General features: G+C 30.4%; 23 protein-coding genes. 16 read left to right on the top strand and 7 right to left on the bottom strand.

Annotation, left to right across the window (positions count from 1 at the left end):
- The coding region (locus AACZ53_RS06060) for a T9SS type B sorting domain-containing protein (RefSeq protein WP_339835836.1) at positions 1-3,228 on the top strand (3,228 nt) is incomplete at its 5' end.
- Here the strand turns inward: AACZ53_RS06060 and AACZ53_RS06055 are convergent.
- Positions 3,215-3,829, bottom strand: a complete 615-nt coding sequence (locus AACZ53_RS06055) for a 2OG-Fe(II) oxygenase (RefSeq protein ID WP_339835834.1) — start codon at positions 3,827-3,829, stop codon at positions 3,215-3,217. The two genes, AACZ53_RS06060 and AACZ53_RS06055, sit on opposite strands and share 14 nt — an antisense overlap.
- A 241-nt stretch (positions 3,830-4,070) precedes the next feature.
- Here AACZ53_RS06055 and AACZ53_RS06050 point away from each other — a divergent pair, with 241 nt between their 5' ends.
- Positions 4,071-5,405: an ammonium transporter gene (locus AACZ53_RS06050; protein ID WP_339835831.1), complete on the top strand. Its 1,335-nt coding sequence runs from the start codon at positions 4,071-4,073 to the stop codon at positions 5,403-5,405.
- A 56-nt stretch (positions 5,406-5,461) separates the two neighbouring features.
- Positions 5,462-5,971 (top strand): nuclear transport factor 2 family protein, encoded by a 510-nt coding sequence (locus AACZ53_RS06045; protein WP_339835829.1) that lies wholly within the window; start codon positions 5,462-5,464, stop codon positions 5,969-5,971.
- 2 nt (positions 5,972-5,973) lie between these two features.
- On the opposite strand, the gene AACZ53_RS06040 is transcribed toward AACZ53_RS06045, so the two are convergent.
- Entirely contained in the window at positions 5,974-6,930 is a 957-nt protein-coding gene (locus tag AACZ53_RS06040) for an NAD-dependent epimerase/dehydratase family protein (RefSeq protein ID WP_339835826.1), read from the bottom strand.
- Positions 6,931-7,180: 250 nt separating this feature from the next.
- On the opposite strand from AACZ53_RS06040, the gene AACZ53_RS06035 reads away from it, so the two are divergent.
- Together AACZ53_RS06035 and mfd are read left to right on the top strand one after the other, a co-directional pair.
- On the top strand, positions 7,181-7,825 hold the full coding sequence (locus AACZ53_RS06035) for a hypothetical protein (RefSeq protein ID WP_339835822.1): 645 nt from the start codon (positions 7,181-7,183) through the stop codon (positions 7,823-7,825).
- Positions 7,826-7,871: 46 nt separating this feature from the next.
- Positions 7,872-11,183, top strand: coding sequence for a transcription-repair coupling factor (mfd, locus tag AACZ53_RS06030; protein WP_339835839.1), 3,312 nt, complete (start codon positions 7,872-7,874; stop codon positions 11,181-11,183).
- Here mfd and AACZ53_RS06025 read toward each other — a convergent pair whose 3' ends face one another.
- The 3 genes from AACZ53_RS06025 to AACZ53_RS06015 form a co-directional block, all read right to left on the bottom strand.
- Positions 11,184-11,843 carry an aspartate kinase gene (locus AACZ53_RS06025; protein ID WP_339835819.1) on the bottom strand — a complete coding sequence of 220 codons (660 nt, stop codon included), beginning with the start codon at positions 11,841-11,843 and terminating at the stop codon, positions 11,184-11,186. It abuts the gene before it with no gap.
- Positions 11,844-11,905: 62 nt separating this feature from the next.
- Positions 11,906-12,265, bottom strand: coding sequence for a YraN family protein (locus tag AACZ53_RS06020; RefSeq protein WP_339835815.1), 360 nt, complete (start codon positions 12,263-12,265; stop codon positions 11,906-11,908).
- A 69-nt stretch (positions 12,266-12,334) separates the two neighbouring features.
- Positions 12,335-13,234, bottom strand: a complete 900-nt coding sequence (locus AACZ53_RS06015; protein WP_339835812.1) for an LD-carboxypeptidase — start codon at positions 13,232-13,234, stop codon at positions 12,335-12,337.
- A gap of 155 nt (positions 13,235-13,389) precedes the next feature.
- On the opposite strand from AACZ53_RS06015, the gene metG reads away from it, so the two are divergent.
- Genes metG through AACZ53_RS05995 form a run of 4 tightly spaced genes read left to right on the top strand, consistent with a single transcriptional unit; the run spans position 13,390 to position 18,470 of the window.
- On the top strand, positions 13,390-15,444 hold the full coding sequence (gene metG / locus AACZ53_RS06010) for a methionine--tRNA ligase (protein WP_339835809.1): 2,055 nt from the start codon (positions 13,390-13,392) through the stop codon (positions 15,442-15,444).
- Between the two features lie 8 nt (positions 15,445-15,452).
- Positions 15,453-16,874, top strand: coding sequence for a hypothetical protein (locus tag AACZ53_RS06005; protein WP_339835807.1), 1,422 nt, complete (start codon positions 15,453-15,455; stop codon positions 16,872-16,874).
- A gap of 3 nt (positions 16,875-16,877) precedes the next feature.
- Positions 16,878-17,564, top strand: coding sequence for an HAD family hydrolase (locus AACZ53_RS06000; RefSeq protein ID WP_339835804.1), 687 nt, complete (start codon positions 16,878-16,880; stop codon positions 17,562-17,564).
- Between the two features lie 6 nt (positions 17,565-17,570).
- Entirely contained in the window at positions 17,571-18,470 is a 900-nt protein-coding gene (locus AACZ53_RS05995) for a histone deacetylase (RefSeq protein ID WP_339835801.1), read from the top strand.
- Here the strand turns inward: AACZ53_RS05995 and AACZ53_RS05990 are convergent.
- Entirely contained in the window at positions 18,467-18,907 is a 441-nt protein-coding gene (locus AACZ53_RS05990; RefSeq protein WP_339835799.1) for an HRDC domain-containing protein, read from the bottom strand. The genes AACZ53_RS05995 and AACZ53_RS05990 overlap by 4 nt on opposite strands.
- 74 nt (positions 18,908-18,981) lie before the next feature.
- Positions 18,982-19,314, bottom strand: a complete 333-nt coding sequence (gene ssb, locus AACZ53_RS05985; RefSeq protein ID WP_026717678.1) for a single-stranded DNA-binding protein — start codon at positions 19,312-19,314, stop codon at positions 18,982-18,984.
- A 217-nt stretch (positions 19,315-19,531) separates the two neighbouring features.
- Between ssb and AACZ53_RS05980 the strand changes: the two genes are divergently transcribed.
- The 7 genes from AACZ53_RS05980 to AACZ53_RS05950 form a co-directional block, all read left to right on the top strand.
- Positions 19,532-21,058, top strand: coding sequence for a carbon-nitrogen hydrolase family protein (locus tag AACZ53_RS05980; RefSeq protein WP_339835797.1), 1,527 nt, complete (start codon positions 19,532-19,534; stop codon positions 21,056-21,058).
- Positions 21,059-21,535, top strand: a complete 477-nt coding sequence (locus tag AACZ53_RS05975; protein WP_339835794.1) for a DUF6265 family protein — start codon at positions 21,059-21,061, stop codon at positions 21,533-21,535.
- A gap of 3 nt (positions 21,536-21,538) precedes the next feature.
- Positions 21,539-21,889 carry a hypothetical protein gene (locus AACZ53_RS05970; protein WP_339835792.1) on the top strand — a complete coding sequence of 117 codons (351 nt, stop codon included), beginning with the start codon at positions 21,539-21,541 and terminating at the stop codon, positions 21,887-21,889.
- Between the two features lie 14 nt (positions 21,890-21,903).
- The gene (locus tag AACZ53_RS05965) at positions 21,904-22,731 is read left to right on the top strand and encodes an SDR family NAD(P)-dependent oxidoreductase (RefSeq protein ID WP_339835790.1); all 828 of its coding nucleotides are present in this window, start codon (positions 21,904-21,906) and stop codon (positions 22,729-22,731) included.
- 21 nt (positions 22,732-22,752) lie between these two features.
- Entirely contained in the window at positions 22,753-23,226 is a 474-nt protein-coding gene (locus AACZ53_RS05960) for a methylated-DNA--[protein]-cysteine S-methyltransferase (protein WP_339835788.1), read from the top strand.
- 63 nt (positions 23,227-23,289) lie between these two features.
- Entirely contained in the window at positions 23,290-24,447 is a 1,158-nt protein-coding gene (locus tag AACZ53_RS05955) for a serine hydrolase (RefSeq protein WP_339835786.1), read from the top strand.
- A 48-nt stretch (positions 24,448-24,495) separates the two neighbouring features.
- Positions 24,496-24,911: 3'-5' exonuclease (locus tag AACZ53_RS05950; RefSeq protein ID WP_339835782.1), on the top strand; the 416-nt coding region annotated here is incomplete at its 3' end.

Raw genomic sequence — 24,911 nt, 5'->3', positions numbered from 1 at the left:
GGCTTAGATGCTACGGAATACAATCATACATGGACATCAAATGGAGCTATAATTCTCGGAGAAACAAATAATACTTTAAACATTACACAAGCCGGAACTTACACAGTAACAATTGTTAAAACAGGCTCAACGTGTCAATTAACTGACACAATCGTTTTTACTGACTTACAAGTTAATACTCCTCAAGACATATACCTCTGTAACAATGGAACTAGCAATTATACATTTGATTTAACTGAGAATAACGCTGCCGCTTTAGGCGTTAATTCAAGCCAGTATCAAATTTTTTATTACAATTCAATAGCAAATGTAAATGCGAATAACCCAATTCCTTCCTCCAGTTTAAATACTTATGCGAGTAGTGGTAATGAAACAATATACATCAAGCTTTTAAACATAAGCACTAATACATTTTGTAATGCTCAATATTCATTTGACTTATTGGTGAACGACCCAGTTATAGCTAATCAACCAAATAATATAAGTTTATGCAATACTGCCGCTTCTTTAACTGTAGATTTAACAACTCAAAACAGTCAAATACTGAATGGACAAAATTCAAGTAATTTAACTATTACTTATTATAATTCAGAAGCTGACGCAACCAACAATACAAATGCAATAAGTTCGTCAACAACTATAACATTAGCAACTTCTCCTAAAACAGTTTGGGTAAGAGTTGAAAGTACTACAAATTCAAATTGCTTTGCGGTAACTAGTTTTCAAATTATCGTAAACCCTTTACCTCAAGTGGATTCAATTCCAGATGTAATTGCCTGTGAAAATTTTACACTCCCGGCTCTAACAAACGGAACATTTTATACTGGTCCAAATGGCACTGGTATCCAATTAAATGTAAATGACATAATTGATGAAACAGGAACTTATTACATTTATAACGGCCCTGATGCAAATGGATGTACTAATCAAACTTCATTTTTAGCAACATTCATGGATGAATATGAAATTGATTTAGAACATTGTGGTCAATTTATCGTTCCAAAACCTAAAGCAGGTGCTTTTTACTCAGATATTGGTGGCCCAACTGGAAACGGAGTACTTATTCCTGAGGGCTCAATAATTACAACAAATCAAACCATTTATTTTTATGTCACATTTAATGGTGTTTTCTGTAGAGAACAGGCATTTCCTTTAATAATACACCCACTACCTCCGGTAGACTCTCTGAGTGATGTTATAACATGTGCAAGCCATACATTACCAGTAATTACAAATGGTAATTATTTTACAGAAGCCAATGGTGGTGGTACACCTTTATTTGCAGGAAATAATATTACAACAACTGCTACTATTTATATTTTTGCAAATGATGGCACGTGTACTAATGAAACCTCCTTTTATGTTGCTATTTTAAACCAACCAACTCCTAAAGCTGTTTGTGGAAGTTATACTTTACCAGCTTTAGCTGCCGGTAATTATTTTACACAAATTGGAGGTCAAGGCTCTATTATTTCTGCAGGGACTGTAATTACAAGTTCTCAAACTATTTATGTTTTTGCAAATACAACTTCAACACCTAATTGTACTTCAACATATACTTTACCAATTACAATAAAACCTAAACCAGTTGTTGATGATTTAGACGACGTAATTAGATGTGCAGACAATCCATTTGAATTACCTATATTGTCGGGTGGAAATTATTATACTGCCACAAATGGTGGTGGGACAATGTTAAATGCTGGAGATATAATTTCTACAACTCAAACCCTATATGTTTATGATGTATTAAATGGTTGTTCTAATCAAACTTTATTTAATGTTGAAATTGTTCCTCTGCCTCCTGTTGAAAATTTTACAGATATTTTTAAATGTAATCCATTTGTATTACCAAATTTAACAAACGGAACATATTACACTGAGCCTGCTGGAAATGGAACTGCAATTCCAAATGGAACTACAATTGATACAACTCAAATTATTTATATATTCAATGAGGCATTAGATGCTAATGGTTGTTATGCTGAAACCGTTTTTCAAGTAAATATCTTAAGCATCGAAATAGGTGCTTTTAGTGACATTACAGAATGTGATAGTTACACTTTACCTGCTTTAACAATTGGAAATTATTTCTGGCAATCTGGTGGTATTGATCCTATACTAGCTTCAGATTTGACCTTTAATATTCCTGGAACATACACGGTCTTTGTTTATGCACAGAATGGTGGTCGAATTTTTTGTAGTGATGAGACATCGTTTACTATTACTATTTCTGAAACTCCAGTTTTACCAAGTTTTACAAATATTCTAAAATGTGGAACTTATACTTTACCTACTTTAGACAATTCAACTTATAATGTAAATTATTATTTGGGTCAAAATGGAATTGACATTATAAATCTAGCTGACTATACTTTAACTACACCAGGAACATACACTATTTATGTTTATGCAACAGCTTTCAACAACCTAAATTGTAGTGATGAAACTTCATTTTCATTAACTATTTATCCTTTATTAGATTTAGGTTTAGAAGATGTTTTTATATGCATTGACCCAATAACTAATGATGTTATTCAACCGGCATTTATAAATACAAACTTAAGCCCTTTACTTTTTACAGTTAACTGGTATTTTAACAACACTCTAATCTATACTGGCCCATCTTATAACGCTACCCAAATTGGAACATACACCATTGAAACCATCAAATTGACTCCAGATTCTGGTTCAAATTGTAATTATGCTACTACAACTGTCTTAGTTTCTCAATCTAGTTATGCAGTTGCTGAAGCAGTAGTTTCAACTGACTTTGATGATAGCGCTTCAATAACTGTAAATATTTTAAATGGTTATGGTGAATACGAATATCAATTAGATAACACAGGTGGCTTTCAATCTAGTAATGTCTTTAACAATGTTTCGTCTGGCGAACATATTATTTATGTAAGAGATGTTTTAGGGAATTGTAATGACATATTTATAACGGCTACTGTTTTAAAATATCCTAAATATTTTACTCAAAATAGTGATGGTTATAATGACACTTGGAATATTTGGGATTTAAGAGATAGTCCAAATGCTATAGTTTCAATTTTTGATCGTTATGGTAAATTTATTAAACAGTTTAAAACTTCTGGTTTTGGATGGGATGGAAAATTAAACGGAATTGATTTGCCAGCTACAGATTATTGGTTTGTAGTTAATTATTTCAATAAAAATGGTGAAGCAAAAGAATTTAAATCTCACTTTGCTATGAAACGATAACATCAATAAGATCTTTTCGAAGCCAACCTGTTATACTTAAGCGTAATTGGTTGGTTTCTAAAACTTCGTGCTCCAACTCATTACTTTTAAAAAAAACTGTTTTACGATTTATTGGACTAACTATTTGTGATTTTTTGCCATCATAAATCTTTAATTCACCTCCATCACCTTCTTTCCAATCCACATTTAAATAAGTTATCATAGAAAATTGACGATTACTCGTGTCTTGGAATTGATCTAAATGTCGTTTGTAAAAAGTTCCCGGTTTATACAAAGCATAATGAAATTCATAACTTTTTATTCCCGTAAAGCATTCTTTATTTAGGTAAGTAATAAAGTCTTCAATTAGAGCAAAAAATTCCATTTCATGTGGGTTGTTATTTTCTTTGTCTAACCAATAAATAACATCACTACGGATTTCTTTATTTTTTGCAAACGTGCCAAAATGACCAATGCCTGCAGATTTTAACTCTTCGTCTTTGTATAATTTAAGCAAATTATTTTTAAGACTATTTGCTAAAGCTTCATTTAAAAAATCTTTAGAAATACCTATTTTACTATCAATATAACTTGAAATCAATTCTTCAAAACTATCGTTCATTGTATAAGTTATCTGAATTGACAAATAACGTGCGAATGTAACATATTTTTTGAGTTGTAGATAATTTTAGAAACATTGTATTTAAAAATAATTTAGCCCTGAAAAAACAATAATTTGACAAAAATCATTCATTTAAATATAAATATGATAAAAATTAAACCTCAACCCTGTTTTTTTTAACTCAAAAAGCAATTAAAGACATATTTTATTAATTTTACCCTAAAATTTAAAGGGCATTAGCATGAAAATTGAAAAAAGATGGATAGTTTCTTTTGGTATTATAACAATCTTAGCGATAACAAGTTTGTTTTGGACTCCATCTAATAATTTAAAAGAGCAATTTTTACCTGAGTCAGAAATTAACGTCGCTGATGTTGCTTGGCTTCTAACTTCGTCATCTTTTGTGTTATTAATGACTCCAGGTCTTTCTTTCTTTTATGGAGGCATGGTTGGTAAAAAAAATGTTATTTCAACTATGCTTCAAAGTTTTATTTGCCTAGGTGTTGTTTCATTGGTTTGGGTTGTAGTTGGTTTTAGTTTGGCTTTTGGCTCTTCTATTGGATTTACTATTGATGGAACATATTATGGCGTTATAGGAAACCCTTTTGATTTTGCCTTTTTTAACAATGTTGGTGTTTTACCTCACAAAAACCTAGCATCAACCTTACCGTTTGTCCTTTTTGCCCTTTTTCAAATGAAATTTGCTGTAATTACTCCTGCTATAATTACTGGTTCTTTTGCCGAGAGAGTTCGATTTATCTCTTATTTATTATTTATTTGTTTGTTTACTTTATTTATTTACACTCCTTTATGTCACATGGTATGGCATCCAAATGGTTTATTGGGTGCTTACTTTGGCGTAAAAGATTTTGCAGGTGGAACAGTTGTGCATATGAGCGCTGGATTTGCTGCATTAGCTGGAGTTTTAACTTTAGGAAAACGTAAAAACAATGAACATATTCCAACAAATATTCCTTTTGTTTTATTAGGAACTGGTATGCTTTGGTTTGGGTGGTTTGGCTTTAATGCAGGTTCATCATTAGCTGCAAATGGAACAGCTGCGATGGCATTTGCTACAACAACTATAGCTTCTGCCTCTGCTATGATTACTTGGATATTTTTTGACAGAATAAATGGTAGAAAAGTTTCGGCTTTAGGAGCTTGTATTGGTGCTGTTGTTGGGTTAGTTGCTATTACTCCTGCTGCTGGATTTATAACAATTCCAGAAAGCATCTTTTTTGGATTTATTACAGCAATTGTCTCAAACAAAATGTTGAACTGGAAAAAATTAAAAGCTATAGATGACACTTTAGATGTGTTTGCTTGTCACGGAATTGGTGGAATAATGGGAATGATCTTAACCGCTATTTTTGCTCAAGGTGAAAATGCAAGTCTTTTACACGGTGGTTGGACTGTTTTTGGACATCACATGACTGCTCTTGTTTTGGTGTCTTTATTTACTTTTTTTGGTTCAATGCTGCTTTTTAAAATTACAAATAGTATAATTCCAATAAGAGTTTCCGAATCTTCTGAAAGAATTGGTCTTGATTTATCGCAACATGATGAAAAATTTTAACAGTTTGCAATAGCGGTAAAATAATTTTGTACATTTAAAATTAATTTATCCCTAAAATGAAAAAGTCTATTCTATATATTTTAACTGTTATAATTTTAAATTCTTGTGCTGTTAAAAAAGAATTGTCTCAGGATACTGAGAAATTAAAGATCAACTCAATACTTAATAAGTGGCATAAAGATGCTGCCGAAACTAATTTTGATTCCTATTTTGATGCAATTGCCGATGATGGCATTTTCATAGGAACTGATGCAACAGAAAACTGGAACAAAAAAGAATTCATGGCCTTTTCAAAACCTTTTTTTGACAAAGGAAAAGCTTGGGATTTCACATCACTTGAAAGAAATATTTATTTTTCTACTGATGGAAAAACTGCTTGGTTTGATGAATTATTAAATACGCAAATGAAAATCTGTAGAGGTTCAGGCGTTTTAGTTAGAATAAATGATGATTGGAAAATCAAACATTATGTTCTTTCTATGACTATTCCAAATGACAAGACAAATGAAGTTATTTCAATAAAATCTGCCATTGAAGATAAAATTATTAAAGAAAAAAGTAAATAAAACTATTTGTTGTATTTATGTTCTTTTAAGTTTTTAAACATCTCAGTTGTCATGTTTTCTATATTGAAATCATTTTGCCAATGCCAATCTTCTCTTGCACATGAATCATCAATACTTGCTGGCCAACTATCTGCTATTTTTTGTCTAAAATCGGGCTCATAGCTCATTATAAAATCAGGATATTGTTTTTTAATTTCTAAAGCAATTTGTTCTGGAGTAAAACTCATTCCACTTAAATTATAAGATGAACGAATTTTTATTTTTTCTTCGGGCGCTTGCATAATTTGGATGGTAGCTTTTATTGCATCATCCATATACATCATTGGCAAAGCAGTATCCTTAGATAAGAAACTAGTATAATTTCCCGTCAAAATAGCTTGATGGTAAATCTCAACTGCGTAATCTGTTGTTTCACCACCTGGTTCTGAAACCCAACTAATTAATCCTGGATAACGAATACTTCTTACATCAACACCATATTGTTTACTATAGTATTCACACCAACGTTCGCCAGATTGTTTACTAATCCCATAAACCGTTGAAGGTTCCATAATTGTATATTGTGGGGTGTTTTGTCTTGGTGTAGTTGGTCCAAAAACAGCAATACTTGAAGGCCAAAAAACTTTTTTAATTTTTCCTGCTTTAGCAATATTTAATACGTGAAAAAGCGAATTCATATTCAAATCCCAAGCAAATGCCGGATTTTTTTCAGCTGTAGCTGATAACAATGCTGCCATCAAATATACATCTGTAATTTCATATTGCTCAACCAAATGATCAATTTGATTATAATCTAAGGCATTTACAACTTCAAAAATTCCATTATTGACAACATCTATGTTTAATTTTCTAATGTCTGAAGCTACTACATTCTCTATACCATAAATCTCACGAAGTTTTTTGGTAAGTTCTGTTCCTATTTGTCCACAAGCACCGATAATTAAAACTTTTGTTTTCATAAATCCCTTTAAATTTTGCTACACAAATATAGTATATTCAAGTATTGAATTGTAGAATTATGCCCTAATTTTTTGCTAAATGTTTAAAAATTTCTCAATATCAACACTTTTGATTTAAGAAGTCTCAAAAACCAAAGCTATGTTCCTGAATTGCTTGCTTTTAATTTTTTTGCCAAATTGTGTTAACTTATGCTAATTACTATACTTTGTTTTTTTAAACATTTGTACATTTGTAATCCAATTGAAATGTATGTATAAATCTATTGCCGTTTTATTTCTATCAATTTTCTTGTTTTCGTGTGAAAAAGATAATACAAAAGCTGAAAACGAAAAAATTATTGCGAAAAACACCCAAACCTTTAATTTGGTTAATTCGGTGTGGAATTTAAAAACACCAACACTTTCCCCAACAGCACAAAATGAAGTTGCTAATTGGAATGAATGGCAACAATTTGTTATTGAAGTAAATCAAAAACCAAAAAGCAATTTAACGGCTTTTCAATTGAAAACTAAGAATATATCTTCAAAAATTGATTCCCTTCAGTTAAATATTCCACCTCAATTTGACAAACCTCAAGTTAAAAGTAGAATTGCAGCTTTAAATACGAAAATTAAAATGCTTGATACATTTATTCATTTAACAGATGTGCCTCAAAACAAAATTAAAGCGTTAATTCCCGAAATAAACGAAGAAATTAGTGCTTTAGTTGGTGAATGGGAAGAAATTATTGTTAAAAAAAGAATACCCAAAGAAGTTGGTGAAGAATACATGATTATAGCTTTAGATACTGCTAGAAATGCAAACCCTGAATTGATGATGGAGAAAATGAAACAGCAAGATTCTATAAATAATTCACTAAACAAAAGGAAATCTCCTTTTATAAATAAAAAATAGTTTTTTGAAACCTGAAATAGCCAATTCTTATCTAAAATCTGCAAAAATTTCTGCTTTTGCAGAATCGTTAGTGCAACAAAATCAAAAAATTCATGCCAAAGGTTTATTAGGTTCTTCGATTTCCTTTGTGATTCAAGCACTTTTTGAAAAAACTGAATTACCTTTTCTGCTCTTGTTTAATGACAAGGAAGAAGCGGCTTATTATTTAAATGATTTAGAATCGCTTATCAATACAAATGATGTATTGTTTTATCCAGGTTCATACAGAAGACCTTATCAAATTGAAGAAACAGATAATGCTAATATTTTGCTTCGTGCAGAAGTATTAAACCGAATAAATTCAAGAAAAAAACCTGCAATTATCGTTTCTTATCCAGAAGCCTTATTTGAAAAAGTGGTAACAAGAAAAGAATTAGAAAAAAACACTTTAAAGGTTTCCATAAACGATAAATTATCAATTGATTTTATTAACGAAACCCTTTTTGAATACAATTTCAAAAGAGTAGATTTTGTAACTGAACCAGGAGAATTTTCGGTTCGAGGCGGAATTATTGATGTGTTCTCTTTTTCTAACGATCATCCTTACAGAATTGAATTTTTTGGAAACGAAGTTGATAGCATCAGAAGTTTTGATGTAGAAACCCAACTTTCAGTTGAAAAACTAAAGAAAATTTCAATTATTCCTAATGTTGAAAATAAGTTTTTAGATGAAAATCGTGAAACATTTCTGAATTACATCAATGATAAAACTGTCATTTTTACTCAGAATACAGAATTAGTTTGCAATCAATTAGATAAATTATTTGCAAAAGCCATTGAAGCTTTTGATAAACTTTCGAAAGATATCAAACACGCTCAACCAAAAGAATTGTTTGTCAATCAAGAGCAATTTTTAAAACAAGCGCTAAATTTCAATATAGTTGAATTAAATAACACCGCTTTATTCAAAACAACGAAGGAATTTGAATTTCACATTCAACCTCAACCTTCTTTTAATAAGCAATTTGATTTATTACTGAATAATTTAAGTGAAAATCATTTCAACGGAATTAAGAATTATTTGTTCTGTTCCAATCAAAATCAAGCCAATCGTTTTCATGATATTTTTGAAGATTTGGATGAGGAAAATCACGAAAGTGTAAGAAAGCAATATAAAACAGTTGTTTTATCAATTTATCAAGGTTTTATTGATGAAGAATTACAAATAGCTTGTTATACTGATCATCAAATTTTTGAACGTTATCACAAGTTCAACATCAAGAGTAATTACTCTAAAAAGCAAACGATTACACTTAAAGAGTTGACTTCTTTAAATGTTGGTGATTATGTTACACATATTGATCACGGAATTGGAAAATTTGGTGGTTTACAAAAAATTCAGGTTGAAGGAAAAACCCAAGAAGCTATTAAAATCGCTTACGCTGATAATGATATCGTTTATGTAAGTATTCATTCCTTACACAAGATTTCGAAGTTTAATGGAAAAGACGGAATTGCTCCAAAAATTTACAAATTAGGAAGCAGTGCTTGGAAAACTTTAAAACAAAAAACTAAAGCTCGTGTAAAACATATTGCATTTAATTTGATTCAATTGTATGCGAAACGAAGATTGGAAAAAGGATTTCAATTTGCACCGGATAGTTATTTACAAAAAGAATTAGAAAGTTCTTTTATTTATGAAGATACACCCGATCAAATTACCGCTACAGCTGATGTAAAAGCTGATATGGAAAACGAACGACCAATGGATCGATTAGTTTGTGGTGATGTTGGTTTTGGAAAAACAGAAGTCGCAATCCGTGCTGCATTTAAAGCTGTTGATAATGGAAAACAAGTTGCTATTTTAGTTCCAACTACGATTTTGGCTTATCAACATTATAGAACTTTTACAGAACGTTTGAAAGAAATGCCTGTAACGGTGAGTTATTTAAACCGATTTAGAACTGCGAAACAAAAAGCTGAAACCATAAAAGAATTAGCTGAAGGAAAAGTTGATATCATCATTGGAACCCATCAATTAGTCAATAAAAATGTAGTTTTTAAAGATTTAGGATTATTGATTGTGGATGAAGAGCAAAAGTTTGGGGTTAACGTAAAAGATAAATTAAAAACCATTGCTGCAAATGTGGATACATTGACACTAACGGCAACTCCAATTCCGAGAACTTTGCAGTTTTCTTTGATGGCTGCGCGTGATTTATCTGTAATTACAACGCCACCACCAAATCGTTATCCGATTGAAACCAATGTTATTCGTTTTAGTGAAGAATTAATTCGTGATGCTATTACTTATGAAATTCAGCGAAATGGTCAAGTTTTCTTTATTAATAATCGAATAGAAAACATCAAAGAAGTCGCTGGAATGATTCAAAGATTAGTGCCAGATGCACGAGTTGGAATTGGTCACGGACAAATGGATGGTAAAAAGTTAGAAGAATTAATGCTAGCTTTTATGGAAGGAGAATTTGATGTTTTAGTAGCTACAACTATTATCGAAAGCGGTTTAGATGTACCAAATGCGAATACGATTTTCATCAATAATGCAAATAATTTTGGTTTGTCAGATTTGCATCAAATGCGTGGAAGAGTTGGTCGTAGTAATAAAAAAGCGTTTTGTTATTTTATAACGCCACCTTATTCAATGATGACAAGTGAAGCTCAAAAACGTATTAATGCTTTAGAGCAATTCAGCGAATTAGGAAGTGGATTTAACATTGCGATGAAGGATTTGGAAATCCGTGGCGCTGGAGATTTATTAGGTGGTGAACAAAGTGGTTTTATGAATGATATTGGTTTTGATACCTATCAAAAAATCATGAATGAAGCAATTGATGAATTGAAAGAAAACGAATTCAAGGATTTATATGTAACTGAAAACGATATTGAAACTAAAGAATTTGTAAAAGACATATTGATTGATGCTGATTTTGAATTGCTATTTCCAGATGATTATATCAATAGTGTTTCTGAACGATTGGCTTTGTATAACGAATTAGGAACTATAAAAACCGAAGAACAATTACTAGCTTTCGAACAAAAACTAATTGACAGATTTGGAGCTTTACCAAAACAAGCAATTGCTCTTTTAAATAGTGTTCGAATAAAATGGATTGCAACCCGAATTGGTCTAGAAAAACTAATCATGAAACAAGGTAAAATGATTGGTTATTTCATAAGTGATCAGCAATCTAATTTTTATCAATCCCAACGATTTATAAAAGTTATGCAATTTGTGCAACACAATGGAAACATTTGCAAACTAAAAGAAAAAGACACTAAAAACGGATTACGCTTATTGCTAACTTTTGATAATGTAAAAAGTATTAATAAGGCTTTGGAATTGATGCAACGGTTTTAGTTAAACATTCTTTAAATCCTTAATAACTCTAAAAGCAATATCAACTTGTTGCTCACTTACTAAAAAAGTAAATTCATTTGAAGTCGAAATCACCTCATAAAGTACAATACCTTCCCAAGCTAAACGTTGAAAAATGTAGTAGTAAACACCAGGCACATTTACATTTTCATTGGGTAGTTTTATAGTAATAGATGATAAATCTTTTAACTTTTGTATTTGTTTTTCTCCAGTAAAAAGTTCTTCAATAGTTCTATCCATTGAATTACTCAACACAATATTAATTTCATTAACACCACGGGAAGAAGTATAAAAAATATCTTTTTGAAGATTGATTTTTGTAATTAATTCGGCATGTTTATTCAAAATTGAATCAGAAATAGCATAAATATAATCATTCAAAGAAGAACGAACTGTTATTTCACCAATATTCTTGATTACTTTAATAACTTTATGATTTATTTTAAAATCTAATTCTTCTGTTAACCTCTTTAAAGCCATTACAACAGCACCTTGCTTAATGTCTTTACCCAATTGTTTTTCCACTTCTGGCATCATATTCCTAGCTAAAGAAGTAAGATTAATTATTCCTTCAGATAATGAATTTAATAAAAACGGTTTTGTTTTTAAATAATGCTCTACAAAAGATGATACGGTCTTCATTTATAAAAATTTTTGCAATGATACAAAATAAAAACAAATTGTTACAGTTATAACAATATATTTTAAAAATAATAAAAAGCTTCTTCAATATGCTCAATATCAATAGCGGTTTTGGTATAATGAATGGCAATAATATCAAACCGAACCGTTACATCTAAATCTCTACTAATCACATATTCATTTATAGCTTTTACCAGTAATTGGATTTTTTTTGGTTTTACAAAATCTTGTGGTAATCCAAACTCTAAACTAGATCGCGTTTTGACTTCAACTACAGCTAAAATTCCTGCCTTTTGCGCAATAATATCTACTTCTGCTTTTTGAAAACGCCAATTTCTATCGAGAATTTCATAACCGTTTTTTTGCAACAAATCAACAGCTAAATCTTCTCCTAATTGTCCTAATTCGTTATGCTCTGCCATTGTTTTTCAGTCTTCAGTTAGTTTTATATTTTAAAATTTCTTTAATTTCTCAAATCAGTGTTCCAAAAATTAATCTTTAAATTTTAAAACGACTTCCTTTTCATTTACTTCAAAATCAACTTCTTTTCCTAAAACAAGTGTTCGATTATCTTTCATATGTCCAGCAGGAAAATCAAAACAAACAGGAATATTATACTCTATTGCAATTGCAGTAATAATTTGTACCGCGTTTTGTCCAAACGGAATTTCATTATCATGCATATCAGTCATTCCTCCAACAATTAATCCATTTAAGTTTTCAAAATAACCATTGCGTTTTATGTTTTGCATCATTCGATCAATATGATATAAATATTCGTCTAAATCTTCAATATAAAGTATCTTGTTTTTAGTGTCTAAAGAAGATTTTGATCCTAGCAAACTATATAAAATTGATAAATTTCCTCCAACTAATTCACCTGAAGTTTTTCCTTGAATATCATATGATTTTGAAGGAATTGAATATTCTATATGTTCTCCAAATAATGCTCTTCTTAATGTTTCTTTAACTTCATCAGAAGCTTTTGGCACTGTAAAAGGCATAATACAATGCAAAGAGGCTACTCGTTCTGCATTGGCTTGTGAATGTAAAACAGTGACATCACTAAAACCCATAATCCATTTCGGGTTTTTCTTAAATTTGGTAAAATCTAATAAGTCAACCATTCGAACAGTTCCATATCCGCCACGTGAACACCAAATTGCTTTGATGTTTTCATCATCCATCATGTTTTGAAAATCTGCAGCCCTTTCTATATCAGTTCCTCCTAATTGACAACTATCTAATCCGATTGTTGCTCCCAATTTTATTTTTAAACCCCAAGATTCTAACAATTCTTTAGCAGGAATGGCATCTTCTGGAAAAAATTTTCGAGCAGTACAAACAATAGCAACGGTGTCGCCTTTTTTTAAATAAGGTGGGATTTTCATCTTCTTTTGGGAATAAGAAAGGTTAAAAATTAATAGCACTAAAAAAGTAAATCGATACATTGTCAGATTTCTTTATCTCAAAAGTAAACAAAATCTAAATTAAATTCGATAATTCATAGTTAAACAATTATTTTTGTACTCAAATTAAAATCATAATGATACAAAATCCAAAAAGATATACAATTACAGCAGCTTTACCTTACACTAATGGTCCAATTCATATTGGTCATTTAGCTGGAGTTTATGTGCCAAGTGATATTTATTCAAGATATTTAAGATTACAAGGAGAAGATGTTGCTTTTATTTGTGGAAGTGATGAACACGGTGTTGCCATTTCTATGAAAGCAAAAAAAGAAGGCATTACACCACAAGAAGTAATTGATAAATATGACGGAATTATTCGTCAATCTTTTATAGATTTCGGAATTTCATTTGATAATTATTCAAGAACATCTTCTAAAATTCATCACGATACTGCTCAAGAATTTTTTAGAAAATTATATGATCAAGGTGATTTTATTGAAGAAGTAACCGAGCAATTATACGATGCAAAAGCTGACCAATTTCTAGCGGATAGATTTGTAACAGGTACTTGTCCAAAATGTGATAATCCTGAAGCTTATGGTGATCAATGTGAAAGATGTGGCTCTACTTTAAATGCTACGGATTTAATTAATCCAAAATCTACAATTACAGGAGAAGTTCCTATATTAAAAGAAACAAAACACTGGTTTTTACCTTTAGATAGATACCAAGATTTTCTTCAAAAATGGATTTTAGAAGATCATAAAAAGGACTGGAAAACAAATGTCCTGGGTCAAGTAAAATCATGGTTAGACGATGGTCTAAAACCAAGAGCCGTAACCCGTGATTTAGATTGGGGAATTGATGTTCCTGTGGAAGGTGCTGAAGGAAAAAAATTATACGTTTGGTTTGATGCTCCAATTGGTTACATTTCTTCAACCAAAGAATGGGCAGCCAAAGAAGGAAAAGATTGGGAACCTTATTGGAAAGATGCTGATACAAAATTAGTACACTTCATCGGAAAAGATAATATTGTATTTCATTGTATCATTTTTCCAGCAATGTTAAAAGCAGAAGGAAGTTACATTTTACCTGATAATGTTCCAGCGAATGAATTTTTAAATTTAGAGGGAAATAAACTTTCGACTTCAAAAAACTGGGCCGTTTGGTTACACGAATATTTACAAGATTTTCCAAACCAACAAGACGTTTTGCGTTATGCTTTAACAGCAAATGCTCCTGAAACAAAAGACAATGACTTTACTTGGAAAGATTTTCAAGCAAGAAATAATAACGAGTTAGTAGCTGTTTTTGGAAACTTCATCAATCGTGTTGTGGTTTTAACGAATAAATATTATGATGGAATTGTTCCAAGTCCAAATGAATTTTCTGAAGTAGATGAAGCAACTTTAACGGAACTAAAAGCTTATCCTAATGTGATTTCAAGTTCCATTGAACGTTATCGTTTTAGAGAAGCATTAGGAGAAATGATGAATGTAGCTCGTTTAGGAAATAAATATTTAGCTGACGAAGAACCTTGGAAAATGGTGAAAGAAAATCCAGAAAGAGTAAAAACACAAATGTATGTTGCGCTTCAAATTGCAGCAGCTTTGAGTGTTTTAGCTGAACCTTTCTTGCCTTTTTCTTCAACAAAATTAGAAAATATGCTGAACTGTAAATTAGCTTGGAATGATGTTTCAACAAATTCAGATTTACTAATTGCAGGACATAAAATTGGTCAAGCCGAATTACTTTTCTCAAAAATTGAAGACGAAGACGTTCAAAAACAAGTTGATAAATTACTAGCAACTAAAAAAGCAAATGAAATGGAAAATGCAAAAGCAGAGCCACAAAAAGAAGTTTCGACTTTTGAAGATTTCTCTAAATTAGATATTAGAGTTGGAACAATTTTAGAAGCAGAAAAAATGCCAAAAGCCAACAAACTTTTAGTGTTAAAAGTTGATACAGGAATTGATGTTCGTACAATAGTTTCTGGAATTGCTGAACATTTTTCTCCAGAAGAAGTTATTGGAAAACGTGTTACTGTTTTAGTAAATCTTGCGCCAAGAGCATTACGTGGTGTTGAAAGTGCTGGAATGATTTTAATGACCAACAATGCAGAAGGGAAGCTGGTTTTTGTAAATCCAGATGCTGATGGCGTTATGAATGGTGCTTTAATCAGTTAATAGAAAAAATGAAAAAAATTATTTATCTTCTTATTGTAACTAGTTTTTATTTTGCAAATAGTCAAAGTTTAATTCAAGAGTTTTCTCTTGAATTAAACAAAAACACTGAATATTTAAATATTTTTGATGCTAAAACAAATGAAAACGCATTGTTTTTCTTTGATAAAGAAAACATGAAATGTATTAAATTAAATGAAAAACTAGAAGTTAATACACAATTCAATATTGCAAGACCTGATAAAAAATACAAATCAATTATTGGATTCAAAAACAATGCTAATGTTTATACGATTTATTGGAATAGTAAAAACGATGTTTTAGAACAAAACATAGATTTTACATCACAAAAAGTCACTACGAAAGATGTGGTTTATGAATTGAAAAATGAAGAAATAATTAACCGAATTACTTTAGGTTCAAAATTTTACACAATCACTATTACAAGAGATTCAAACACTTTAAATATTTATAGTTTTGAAGACAAAGTGATAAAAAAATCAATTTCATTTGACGATAAACGATTTTTTAATTCAGAAGGAAGGACCTCAACACTTTGGAATTTAATCGCAGAAAAAAGAGGAAGAGATCTTAGTTATAATATGGAAAAAATATTAACTGAAATGCCTCCATCTTTAATAAAAAGTTCAGAAAAAAGAAAATGTTATATTATTGATAATCAAATGATATTGGTTTTTGACAATTCGCTTACAAGTACTCAAACAATAACAATAAACTTAGAAGATTTTACATCTAACCAAAATATTTACAGTAAACCTTATGTAAAAGAAACTGAATTTGGCATTGTTGATTCTAATTCGTTTATTTTTGACAATAAAATTATTCAACTTAAAATGAATAATGACAAAATGCTTATTTTAATTAAAACACTTGATAATATTGAGATTAAGACACTTGAAATAAATGATAAAGAGGAAATAAAATTTAAAAACTCCGACATTATTCAAGAAAATGGTAATATCAAAAACAAAAGAATTTTAGACAACACAAACAAATTCTTGAGAAAAATAATCAGCGAATTTCCGGCAATTTCATTTTACAAAAAAGACAATACCGTTTTAATGACTGTTGGAGGAGTTTCTCCTATTAAAGATAATTATGCTTCTTCATATGGAGGTATTATTGGTGGGTTTTCTGGGTCATTAGTAGGTTCTTTACTTTCAAGTTATTCTGTTGAAAATGTTAATTCTTATAATAATAGAAAAGTAATGTATGTTAACTGTCTTTTTGATGAAAATTTTAATCATCTTCCAAAAGAAATAGCAGAAAATCCATTTGATAAACTAAGATTGTTTATTCACAATAATGAACAAATTGAAAAACAAATTGTCTTTAAAATCAACGAAGAGTTATATCTTGGAGGATATGACAAGAAGAGTTTAAAATATGAATTTTATAAATTTTCTAATTAAAAAATGAATCCAAAAATAATAGCTTTCGACGCAGACGACACTCTTTGGCACAACGAACCTTATTTCGATGAAGCCCAAGAACGTTTTTGTCAATTGTTTCAGGATTATGCTTCTAGTCAAGAGATTTTGGGTTTAATTTTAAACCATCAAGTTAAAAACTTACCTCTATATGGTTTTGGAATAAAAGCCTTTACACTTTCCATGATTGAGGTTGCTTTGCAATTAACCAATCATCAAATTTCTGGAAAAGGTATTGAACAAATTATTACCATTGGAAAAGACTTACTTCAAAAACCTGTTGAATTATTACCAAATGTAGAAGACGTTTTAAAAGAACTTAATGGCAAGTACAAATTAGTTGTTGCTACAAAAGGTGATTTGAAAGACCAACACAGAAAACTACACGATTCCGGAATTGGACATTATTTTCACCATATTGAAGTTTTGAGTGACAAAGCCGAATTAGACTATTCCAAAATGTTTGGCCGTTTAGAATGCAAAGCAAATGATTTCTTAATGATCGGAAATTCGTTAAAATCTGATGTCTTACCCATTCTAAATTTAGGTGGTTTTGGAATTCACATTCCTTATCACACGACTTGGGAATATGAAAAAATTGATTTCGAAATTGAACATAAAAACTTTTTAGCACTTTCAAATGTGAAAGAAGTTTTGAATGTTCTAGACTAGTTCTATATGTTTCCAATAGCATTTCATCCCATATATAAACATCCTTTGCCAGAAGGACATCGTTTTCCTATGTTGAAATATGATTTGCTACCACAACAATTATTGCATGAAGGAACAGCTTTAAAATCCGATTTTTTTGCACCTGAAACTTGCGATTTAAGTCATGTTTTAGCTATTCACACAAAAGAATATGTAGATGATTTACTAAAGCTCACATTAAACGCTAAAGCTGCTCGAAAAATAGGATTCCCACTTTCAAAAGAACTAGTAGAACGCGAATTAAGAATTACACAGGGAACCATAATTGGTGCTCAAAAATCCTTTGAGTCAAAAGTTTCCTTTAATATTGCTGGTGGAACACATCATGCCTATTCAAATCATGGAGAAGCTTTTTGTATGCTAAATGACCAAGCCATTGCCTCTAAATTTTTATTAGTCAAAAAATTAGTCAAAAAAATTTTAATTATCGATTTAGATGTACATCAAGGTAATGGAACAGCTGAAATATTTCAGAATAATTCAAATGTTTTTACCTTTTCAACACATGGTAAAACCAATTATCCTTTCAAAAAAGAAACATCTGACTTAGATATTGCTTTTAATGACAACACTTCTGATGATGAATTTCTAAAAACTATTTCAACCGTAATTCCAGATTTAATTGAAGCACAAAAACCCGATTTTATCTTTTATTTAGCTGGTGTTGACATTTTGGCTTCTGACAAATTAGGCAAATTAGGTTGTACACTCGAGGGCTGTAAAAAAAGAGATCAACTAGTCTTTGAGTTGTGTTATAAATATGAAATTCCGGTCCAAGTTTCAATGGGTGGTGGTTATTCCCCAGAGATAAAAACTATTATTGAAGCTCATGCTAACACCTATCGAGCGGCTAAAAGTGTTTTCTAAAAAGCGTTCAAAACAGCTAAAATAGCTTCTCCATATTTTTCGGTTCTAACTTCGCCAAAACCTTTTACTTGAATTAACTCTACTATACTTTGTGGTTTTGCCTCTGCTATTGCTAATAAATGTGCATTGTGACAAATTCTAAAAGCTGACCAACCTAAATCTTTCGCTAAATCATTTCTCCATTGCTTTAGTGCTGAAAAAATTTCCTTTTCATACTCAGATAAATCTTCAAAAGTTGATTTGTCTTCTTTTGATTTTTCTGTTTTAGTTTTTAAGTCATAAAAAACTACTGCTGACCAATAATCGTTTGTTCCTGTTGTAACAAAATTGGTTGAAGTTAATTTTACTTCTACACTATCTAAAAATTCATTCATTCGGTTTTGATCTACTATGCAAAACTCTTTACTTAATCTTATGTTGAAAACTCTTATGTTCATGATTTAAAATTTTAAAGGTTAAAAAAGAATTGCACGAACTTCAATTTATGAAATCCGTGCAATCTTTAAAAAAATTACTTTCCTAATAAAAGCAATTCACTAATTACAACTTCTGTGATGTATCGTTTTACACCGTCTTTGTCATCATAACTTCTGTGTGACAACTTTCCTTCAATAGCAATTTCTTTTCCTTTGGTAACGTAGCTTTCAATCAAATCAGCTGTTTTTCCCCAAGCTGTTAAACGATGCCATTCTGTACTTTCTACTTTTTCACCTTTTGCATTGGTATAGCTTTCGTTTGTTGCTAGCGTAATATTCGCTAATTTTTTTCCTCCTTCAAAAGTTTTGATTTCTGGTTCTTGTCCTACGTGACCGATTAATTGTACTTTGTTTCTTAATGCATTCATGGCGTGTAAAATTTAAATTGTTTATATAAATTATTTTCGTGTCTAATAAAAATTGATTTTAAAATTGAAATAATCGTTGTTTCATTTCGACAGTGCAAAGATTAGACGGCTTTCATAACTTATTCGGTAGTTATCTGTTTACTTTCGGTTGTAAATATTTGTAAACGTTTGTAAACGGATAATAATTTTATTATATTTGCAACAAAACCAGCAAAATATGCCTAGCACAATACAAACTGTTGAATTAAGAAATCTACAAATAGAAGATTATAAAGAGTTAAAAAAATCTATGATTGAATCTTATCCTGAAATGGCAGAATCATTTTGGAAGGAAGATCAACTAGAAACTTTGTTAAAAAAATTTCCTGAAGGACAGTTAGTAATTGTGGTTGACGGTATTGTTGTTGGCTCAGCATTATCAATATTAGTAACAGAAGAATTTGCCTTTAAAACAAGAACTTATAAAGGAATAACAGGTAATTATACGTTTTCTACTCACAATTCTCGCGGAGAAGTTATCTATGGCATTGATGTTTTTATAAATCCGAAATATAGAGGTCTTCGCTTAGGAAGACGTTTATATGATGCTAGAAAAGAATTGTGTGATCAACTAAATCTTAAATCAATCATTTTTGCCGGAAGAATTCCGAATTATGGAAAATTTAAAGATGAAATAACTCCCAAAGTTTACATCGATAAAGTTAAGAAAAAAGAAATTTACGACCCTGTTTTATCCTTTCAGTTAAGTAATGATTTTCATGAAGTTCGTGTACTTAAAAATTATTTAGAAGGTGATAAAGAATCTCTAGAATATGCAGTTTTATTAGAATGGAATAATGTTTATTATGAAGACAGTCCAAAATTAATTAATACCGAAAAAAGTATTGTTCGATTAGGTTTAATTCAATGGCAAATGCGTTCATTAAGTAATTTAAACGCCTTATTTGAACAAGCTGAATTCTTTATTGATGCAGTTTCTGGTTACGGAAGTGATTTTGCATTATTTCCTGAATTGTTCACAGCACCATTAATGGCAGACTACAACCATTTATCTGAAGCAGAGGCAATTAAAGAACTAGCTCGTCATACTGAAGCTGTGAAATTAAAATTTCAAGAATTTGCAATTTCTTACAATATAAATATCATTACAGGAAGTATGCCTTTTATTGAAGATGGCCATGTTTATAATGTAGGTTTCCTTTGCAAACGAGATGGAACAAATGAAATGTATCGCAAAATTCACATTACACCAAACGAAGTTTTTCATTGGGGTATTACAGGTGGTGATGTGATTCAGACATTTGATACCGATTGTGGGAAAATTGGAATTGTAATTTGTTATGATGTTGAATTTCCAGAATTATCAAGACTAATGGCTGATCAAGGAATGAATATTTTATTCGTGCCCTTCTTGACAGATACCCAAAATGGTTATACACGTGTAAAACATTGTGCACAAGCAAGAGCGATTGAAAACGAATGTTATGTAGCTATTGCAGGTTGTGTTGGTAATTTACCTAAAGTAAACAACATGGATATTCAATATGCACAAGCAGCAGTTTTTACACCTTCTGATTTTGCTTTTCCAAGTAACGGAATTAAAGCTGAAGCTACTCCAAACACTGAAATGACCTTAATTGTCGATGTTGACATGAATTTATTGAAAGAATTACATGAGCACGGAAGTGTAAACACCATGAAAGACAGAAGAACAGATTTATACCAACTTAAAAAACTGAAATAGATGAAAATACTATTGTTGTTTTTAACCTTTTCTACATTTTGTTTTGCTCAAAACACTTTACATTATAACGATGAAAAAGGTTCTGAAAAAGCTACTTTACAAGATATAAAATGGCTTGCTGGAAACTGGAAAGGTGAAGCTTTTGCTGGAACTTATGAAGAAAATTGGAGCAAACCGTTTGGTGGTTCAATGATGTTTAACTTTAAACTTGTTGTAGAAGGAAAAACAGTGTTTTATGAATTAGGTCATATCGTTGAAAAAGATGGAACTCTTTTATATCAAATCAAACATTTTGATGCTAATTTAAACGGTTGGGAAGAAAAAGACGAATCCGAAGATTTTAAATTCATTAAAAAAGAAAGCAACAGAATGTATTTTGATAATTTTACTTTTGAATATATTTCAGAAAATGAAGTAAAACTTTATGCTTATTTTGAAGATTCTAAAGATGAAGTTGTTTTTAATTTTAAGAAGTAAATTATGAGTAAAAACTGTTTAGAATGTAACGATAAAATTATAGGTAGAGAAGACAAAAAGTTTTGTTCTGACGGTTGTCGTAATGCTTACAACAACAAAATGAACAAAGATCAAAATAATTTAATGCGTAATATAAATAATAAATTGCGTAAAAATTATAGAATTCTTTGTGACTTAAATCCTGAAGGAAAAGGAAAAACTACTAAAACTAAATTGCTAAGTAAAGGATTTGATATGGAGTTTTTTACAAGTATTTTAAATACAAAAACCGGAAATACTTATTTTTTTCTATACGATCAAGGCTATAGATTATTGGAAGATGAATTTATAATGTTAGTTAAAAAAGAAGTTTAGACTTTAGAAGCTAAATGAAAGAAGAAAGAAAAAAAATTTCAATTTTAGGAATCGGTTGGCTTGGATTTCCATTAGCTAAAAAGTTAATAGAAACTGGTTATGATGTAAAAGGTTCAACAACTTCTGAAAGTAAATTAGACCTTTTGAGACGCAATGACATTCAACCTTTTCAAATTGAGCTTTCTGAAACTGAAATTAAAGGAAATATAGCTGGCTTTTTAGAAAATTCGGAAGTTTTAATTATTGACATTCCTCCAAAATTACGAAGTAATCCATCAGAAAACTTTGTCAAGAAGATCAAATTATTAATTACAAAAATTGAAAAATCAACTGTAAAAAAAGTTCTTTTTATTAGTTCAACAAGTGTTTATGCTGATGTTTTTCCTATTGTTGAAATTGATGAAAATACAATGCCAAATCCAGATTCTGAAAGTGGAAAACAATTGCTTCAAACTGAAGGTTTATTACTTTCTAACTCAAATTTCCAAACTACAATTCTTCGTTTTGGAGGTTTAATCGGTGAAGACAGACATCCTATAAAGTTCTTAGCAGGAAAAAAAGACATTGAAAACCCAGATGCTACTATAAACTTAATTCATCAAGAAGATTGTATTGGAATAATTTGTGAGATTCTGAATCATGTTCAGCATAACAACTTAATTTTGAATGCTGTTTCTCCTTATCACCCAACTAGAAAAGAATATTATAGCCAAAAAGCGAATGAAAATGATTTGCCTTTGCCTGAATTTGATGAATCAAAAAAATCTCTTGGAAAAATAATCAATAGTAAAAAAGTGTTAGAATTTTTGAATTACAAATTCAAAAGAGAAGATCTTTTCTAAAATAATCCTTAGATTTATTTTATGGAAACAGCATTGATCAAAACACCTTTAGGGTTTACAGAAATAATTGGAGATGAAAACGGAATTTCAAAAATTCATGTTTTTGATGAGGAACAAAAAGTTTCCAAAAAAATTCCTCTTGAACTACAAGAAGCAGTAAACCAAATTCAAGATTATTTTGAAGGAAATAGAAATGATTTCAATTTCAAATTAAATCCAAAAGGAACAGCTTTTCAACAAAAAGTTTGGCAAGAACTATTAAATATTCCTTACGGAAAGACAATGTCTTATCAAGAACTTTCTATAAAATTAGGTGATATAAAAGCAATTAGAGCTGTAGCCAATGCAAATGGAAAAAATCCTCTTTGGATTGTAGTTCCTTGCCACAGAGTTATAGGTTCAGATGGTTCATTAACTGGTTATGCAGGTGGTTTGTGGCGAAAAAAATGGTTGTTAGATCATGAAAATCCTGTGAAACAACAATCTTTATTTTAAAATCTATTTTGAATTCTCTTTTTTGTATAGAAATTTCATTAAATTCGTTGTAAACTTTTTACTATGAGATTTCTCAAAAAACTCTTCAAATGGTTTGCTATTGTTTTAGTAAGCGTTATTATTTTAATGTATATTTTTGATGTAGATTATTTACTTAGAGCAGTTAGAACCATTTATTTCAGAGGCTATACAACCGCTTTTTTAGAAGACTACACACATTTTCCTAATAGAGAAATCAAAAAAGGAACAGCACAACCTTGGAATATTGCTAAAGATTATAATTCTGTTGAAGCAACTCCAATATTAGCCAAAACCCACAAAGAACTTCAAACAGTTGCATTTTTAATTATTAAGAATGATAGCATTTGGCACGAAAGTTATTTTGATGGATTTGATAAAAACTCCAAAACCAATTCGTTTTCTATGGCAAAAAGTGTTGTGACAGCTGCACTTGGAAAGGCTATAATGCAGGGTAAAATAAAAAGTCTAGACCAAAAAGTAACTGATTTTTTCCCTGAACTAAAAGGTAAATTTGCTAAAGATGTAACAGTTGGTGATTTATCATCAATGGCTTCTGGATTAAATTGGGATGAAAAATATTATAGCCCTTTTTCAATTGTAACTCGTGCTTATTTTGATGATGATTTGAAAAAAGTGATTTTAGGATTAGAAATCAATGAAAAACCTGGTCAGTCTTTCAAATATTTAAGTGGTGCAACACAATTGTTAGCCATGTGTATTGAAAAAGCAACTGGTGAATATGTTTCTGATTATGTTTCTAAAAACTTTTGGCAACCAATGGGTGCAGAAAATGATGCTTTATGGCAATTAGATCATGAACCTGACGGAATTGAAAAAGCATATTGTTGTATTGCAAGTAACGCTAGGGATTTTGCGCGTTTTGGAAAACTATACAAGCAAAATGGAAAATGGAACGGAGAACAAATTCTTGATTCAACTTTTGTAAAAAGGTGCATTACCCCTCGTTTTGAAAATAGTCCACAATATGGTTATGGTTGGTGGATGCATAAAATTGGTGGAAAAGAGTTGTTTTACATGAGAGGTCATTTAGGACAGTTTGTAATAGTAATTCCAGAAGATGATTTAATTATTGTGCGTTTAGGCAATTTAAAAGGAGTTCAAACCGCAACTGATCCTCATAGTAATGATTTATATACTTATGTGGAAGAAGCTTATGCAATGTTAGGAGAAAGAAAATAGGGGAAAGAACAAAGAAAAAAGACACTTACTTTTTAATAATAAAAAACCATGATTGAAAAAATTAACCTCAACAATATTCTATTTTTAGATATTGAAACTGTTCCTCAAGAAACGAGTTATTTAGGAATGGATGAAGAAACCAAAAAACTTTGGGAACAAAAAACACAGTACCAAAGAAGAGACGAAGTTAGTGCAGAAGATTTTTACGAACGAGCTGGAATTTGGGCAGAATTCGGTAAAATAATCTGTATATCTGTTGGGTATTTTAACAACAAAAGTGATATTAGAAATTTTAGAGTAACCTCTTTTTTTGGAGAAGAAAAGAAAATATTACAAGATTTTTCAAACTTATTGAATGAAAATTTTCATTTAACGGCTCATCTTTTATGTGGTCATAACATCAAGGAATTTGATATTCCATTCATCGCTCGTAGAATGATTATTAACGACTTGGCTTTACCACA

It is taken from the genome of uncultured Flavobacterium sp. (genome assembly GCF_963975005.1).
In the GTDB taxonomy this organism is placed as follows: domain Bacteria; phylum Bacteroidota; class Bacteroidia; order Flavobacteriales; family Flavobacteriaceae; genus Flavobacterium.
Note: the sequence above shows the minus strand (reverse complement) of the source record. Positions and strands in the feature narration are given on the sequence as shown.

Coding starts and splice junctions, on each gene's coding strand:
- AACZ53_RS06055 (WP_339835834.1), bottom strand. CDS start 3,829: ATGAACGATAGTTTTGAAGAATTGATTTCAAGTTATATTGATAGTAAA.
- AACZ53_RS06050 (WP_339835831.1), top strand. CDS start 4,071: ATGAAAATTGAAAAAAGATGGATAGTTTCTTTTGGTATTATAACAATC.
- AACZ53_RS06045 (WP_339835829.1), top strand. CDS start 5,462: ATGAAAAAGTCTATTCTATATATTTTAACTGTTATAATTTTAAATTCT.
- AACZ53_RS06040 (WP_339835826.1), bottom strand. CDS start 6,930: ATGAAAACAAAAGTTTTAATTATCGGTGCTTGTGGACAAATAGGAACA.
- AACZ53_RS06035 (WP_339835822.1), top strand. CDS start 7,181: ATGTATAAATCTATTGCCGTTTTATTTCTATCAATTTTCTTGTTTTCG.
- AACZ53_RS06025 (WP_339835819.1), bottom strand. CDS start 11,843: ATGAAGACCGTATCATCTTTTGTAGAGCATTATTTAAAAACAAAACCG.
- AACZ53_RS06020 (WP_339835815.1), bottom strand. CDS start 12,265: ATGGCAGAGCATAACGAATTAGGACAATTAGGAGAAGATTTAGCTGTT.
- AACZ53_RS06015 (WP_339835812.1), bottom strand. CDS start 13,234: ATGAAAATCCCACCTTATTTAAAAAAAGGCGACACCGTTGCTATTGTT.
- metG (WP_339835809.1), top strand. CDS start 13,390: ATGATACAAAATCCAAAAAGATATACAATTACAGCAGCTTTACCTTAC.
- AACZ53_RS06005 (WP_339835807.1), top strand. CDS start 15,453: ATGAAAAAAATTATTTATCTTCTTATTGTAACTAGTTTTTATTTTGCA.
- AACZ53_RS06000 (WP_339835804.1), top strand. CDS start 16,878: ATGAATCCAAAAATAATAGCTTTCGACGCAGACGACACTCTTTGGCAC.
- AACZ53_RS05995 (WP_339835801.1), top strand. CDS start 17,571: ATGTTTCCAATAGCATTTCATCCCATATATAAACATCCTTTGCCAGAA.
- AACZ53_RS05990 (WP_339835799.1), bottom strand. CDS start 18,907: ATGAACATAAGAGTTTTCAACATAAGATTAAGTAAAGAGTTTTGCATA.
- ssb (WP_026717678.1), bottom strand. CDS start 19,314: ATGAATGCATTAAGAAACAAAGTACAATTAATCGGTCACGTAGGACAA.
- AACZ53_RS05980 (WP_339835797.1), top strand. CDS start 19,532: ATGCCTAGCACAATACAAACTGTTGAATTAAGAAATCTACAAATAGAA.
- AACZ53_RS05975 (WP_339835794.1), top strand. CDS start 21,059: ATGAAAATACTATTGTTGTTTTTAACCTTTTCTACATTTTGTTTTGCT.
- AACZ53_RS05970 (WP_339835792.1), top strand. CDS start 21,539: ATGAGTAAAAACTGTTTAGAATGTAACGATAAAATTATAGGTAGAGAA.
- AACZ53_RS05965 (WP_339835790.1), top strand. CDS start 21,904: ATGAAAGAAGAAAGAAAAAAAATTTCAATTTTAGGAATCGGTTGGCTT.
- AACZ53_RS05960 (WP_339835788.1), top strand. CDS start 22,753: ATGGAAACAGCATTGATCAAAACACCTTTAGGGTTTACAGAAATAATT.
- AACZ53_RS05955 (WP_339835786.1), top strand. CDS start 23,290: ATGAGATTTCTCAAAAAACTCTTCAAATGGTTTGCTATTGTTTTAGTA.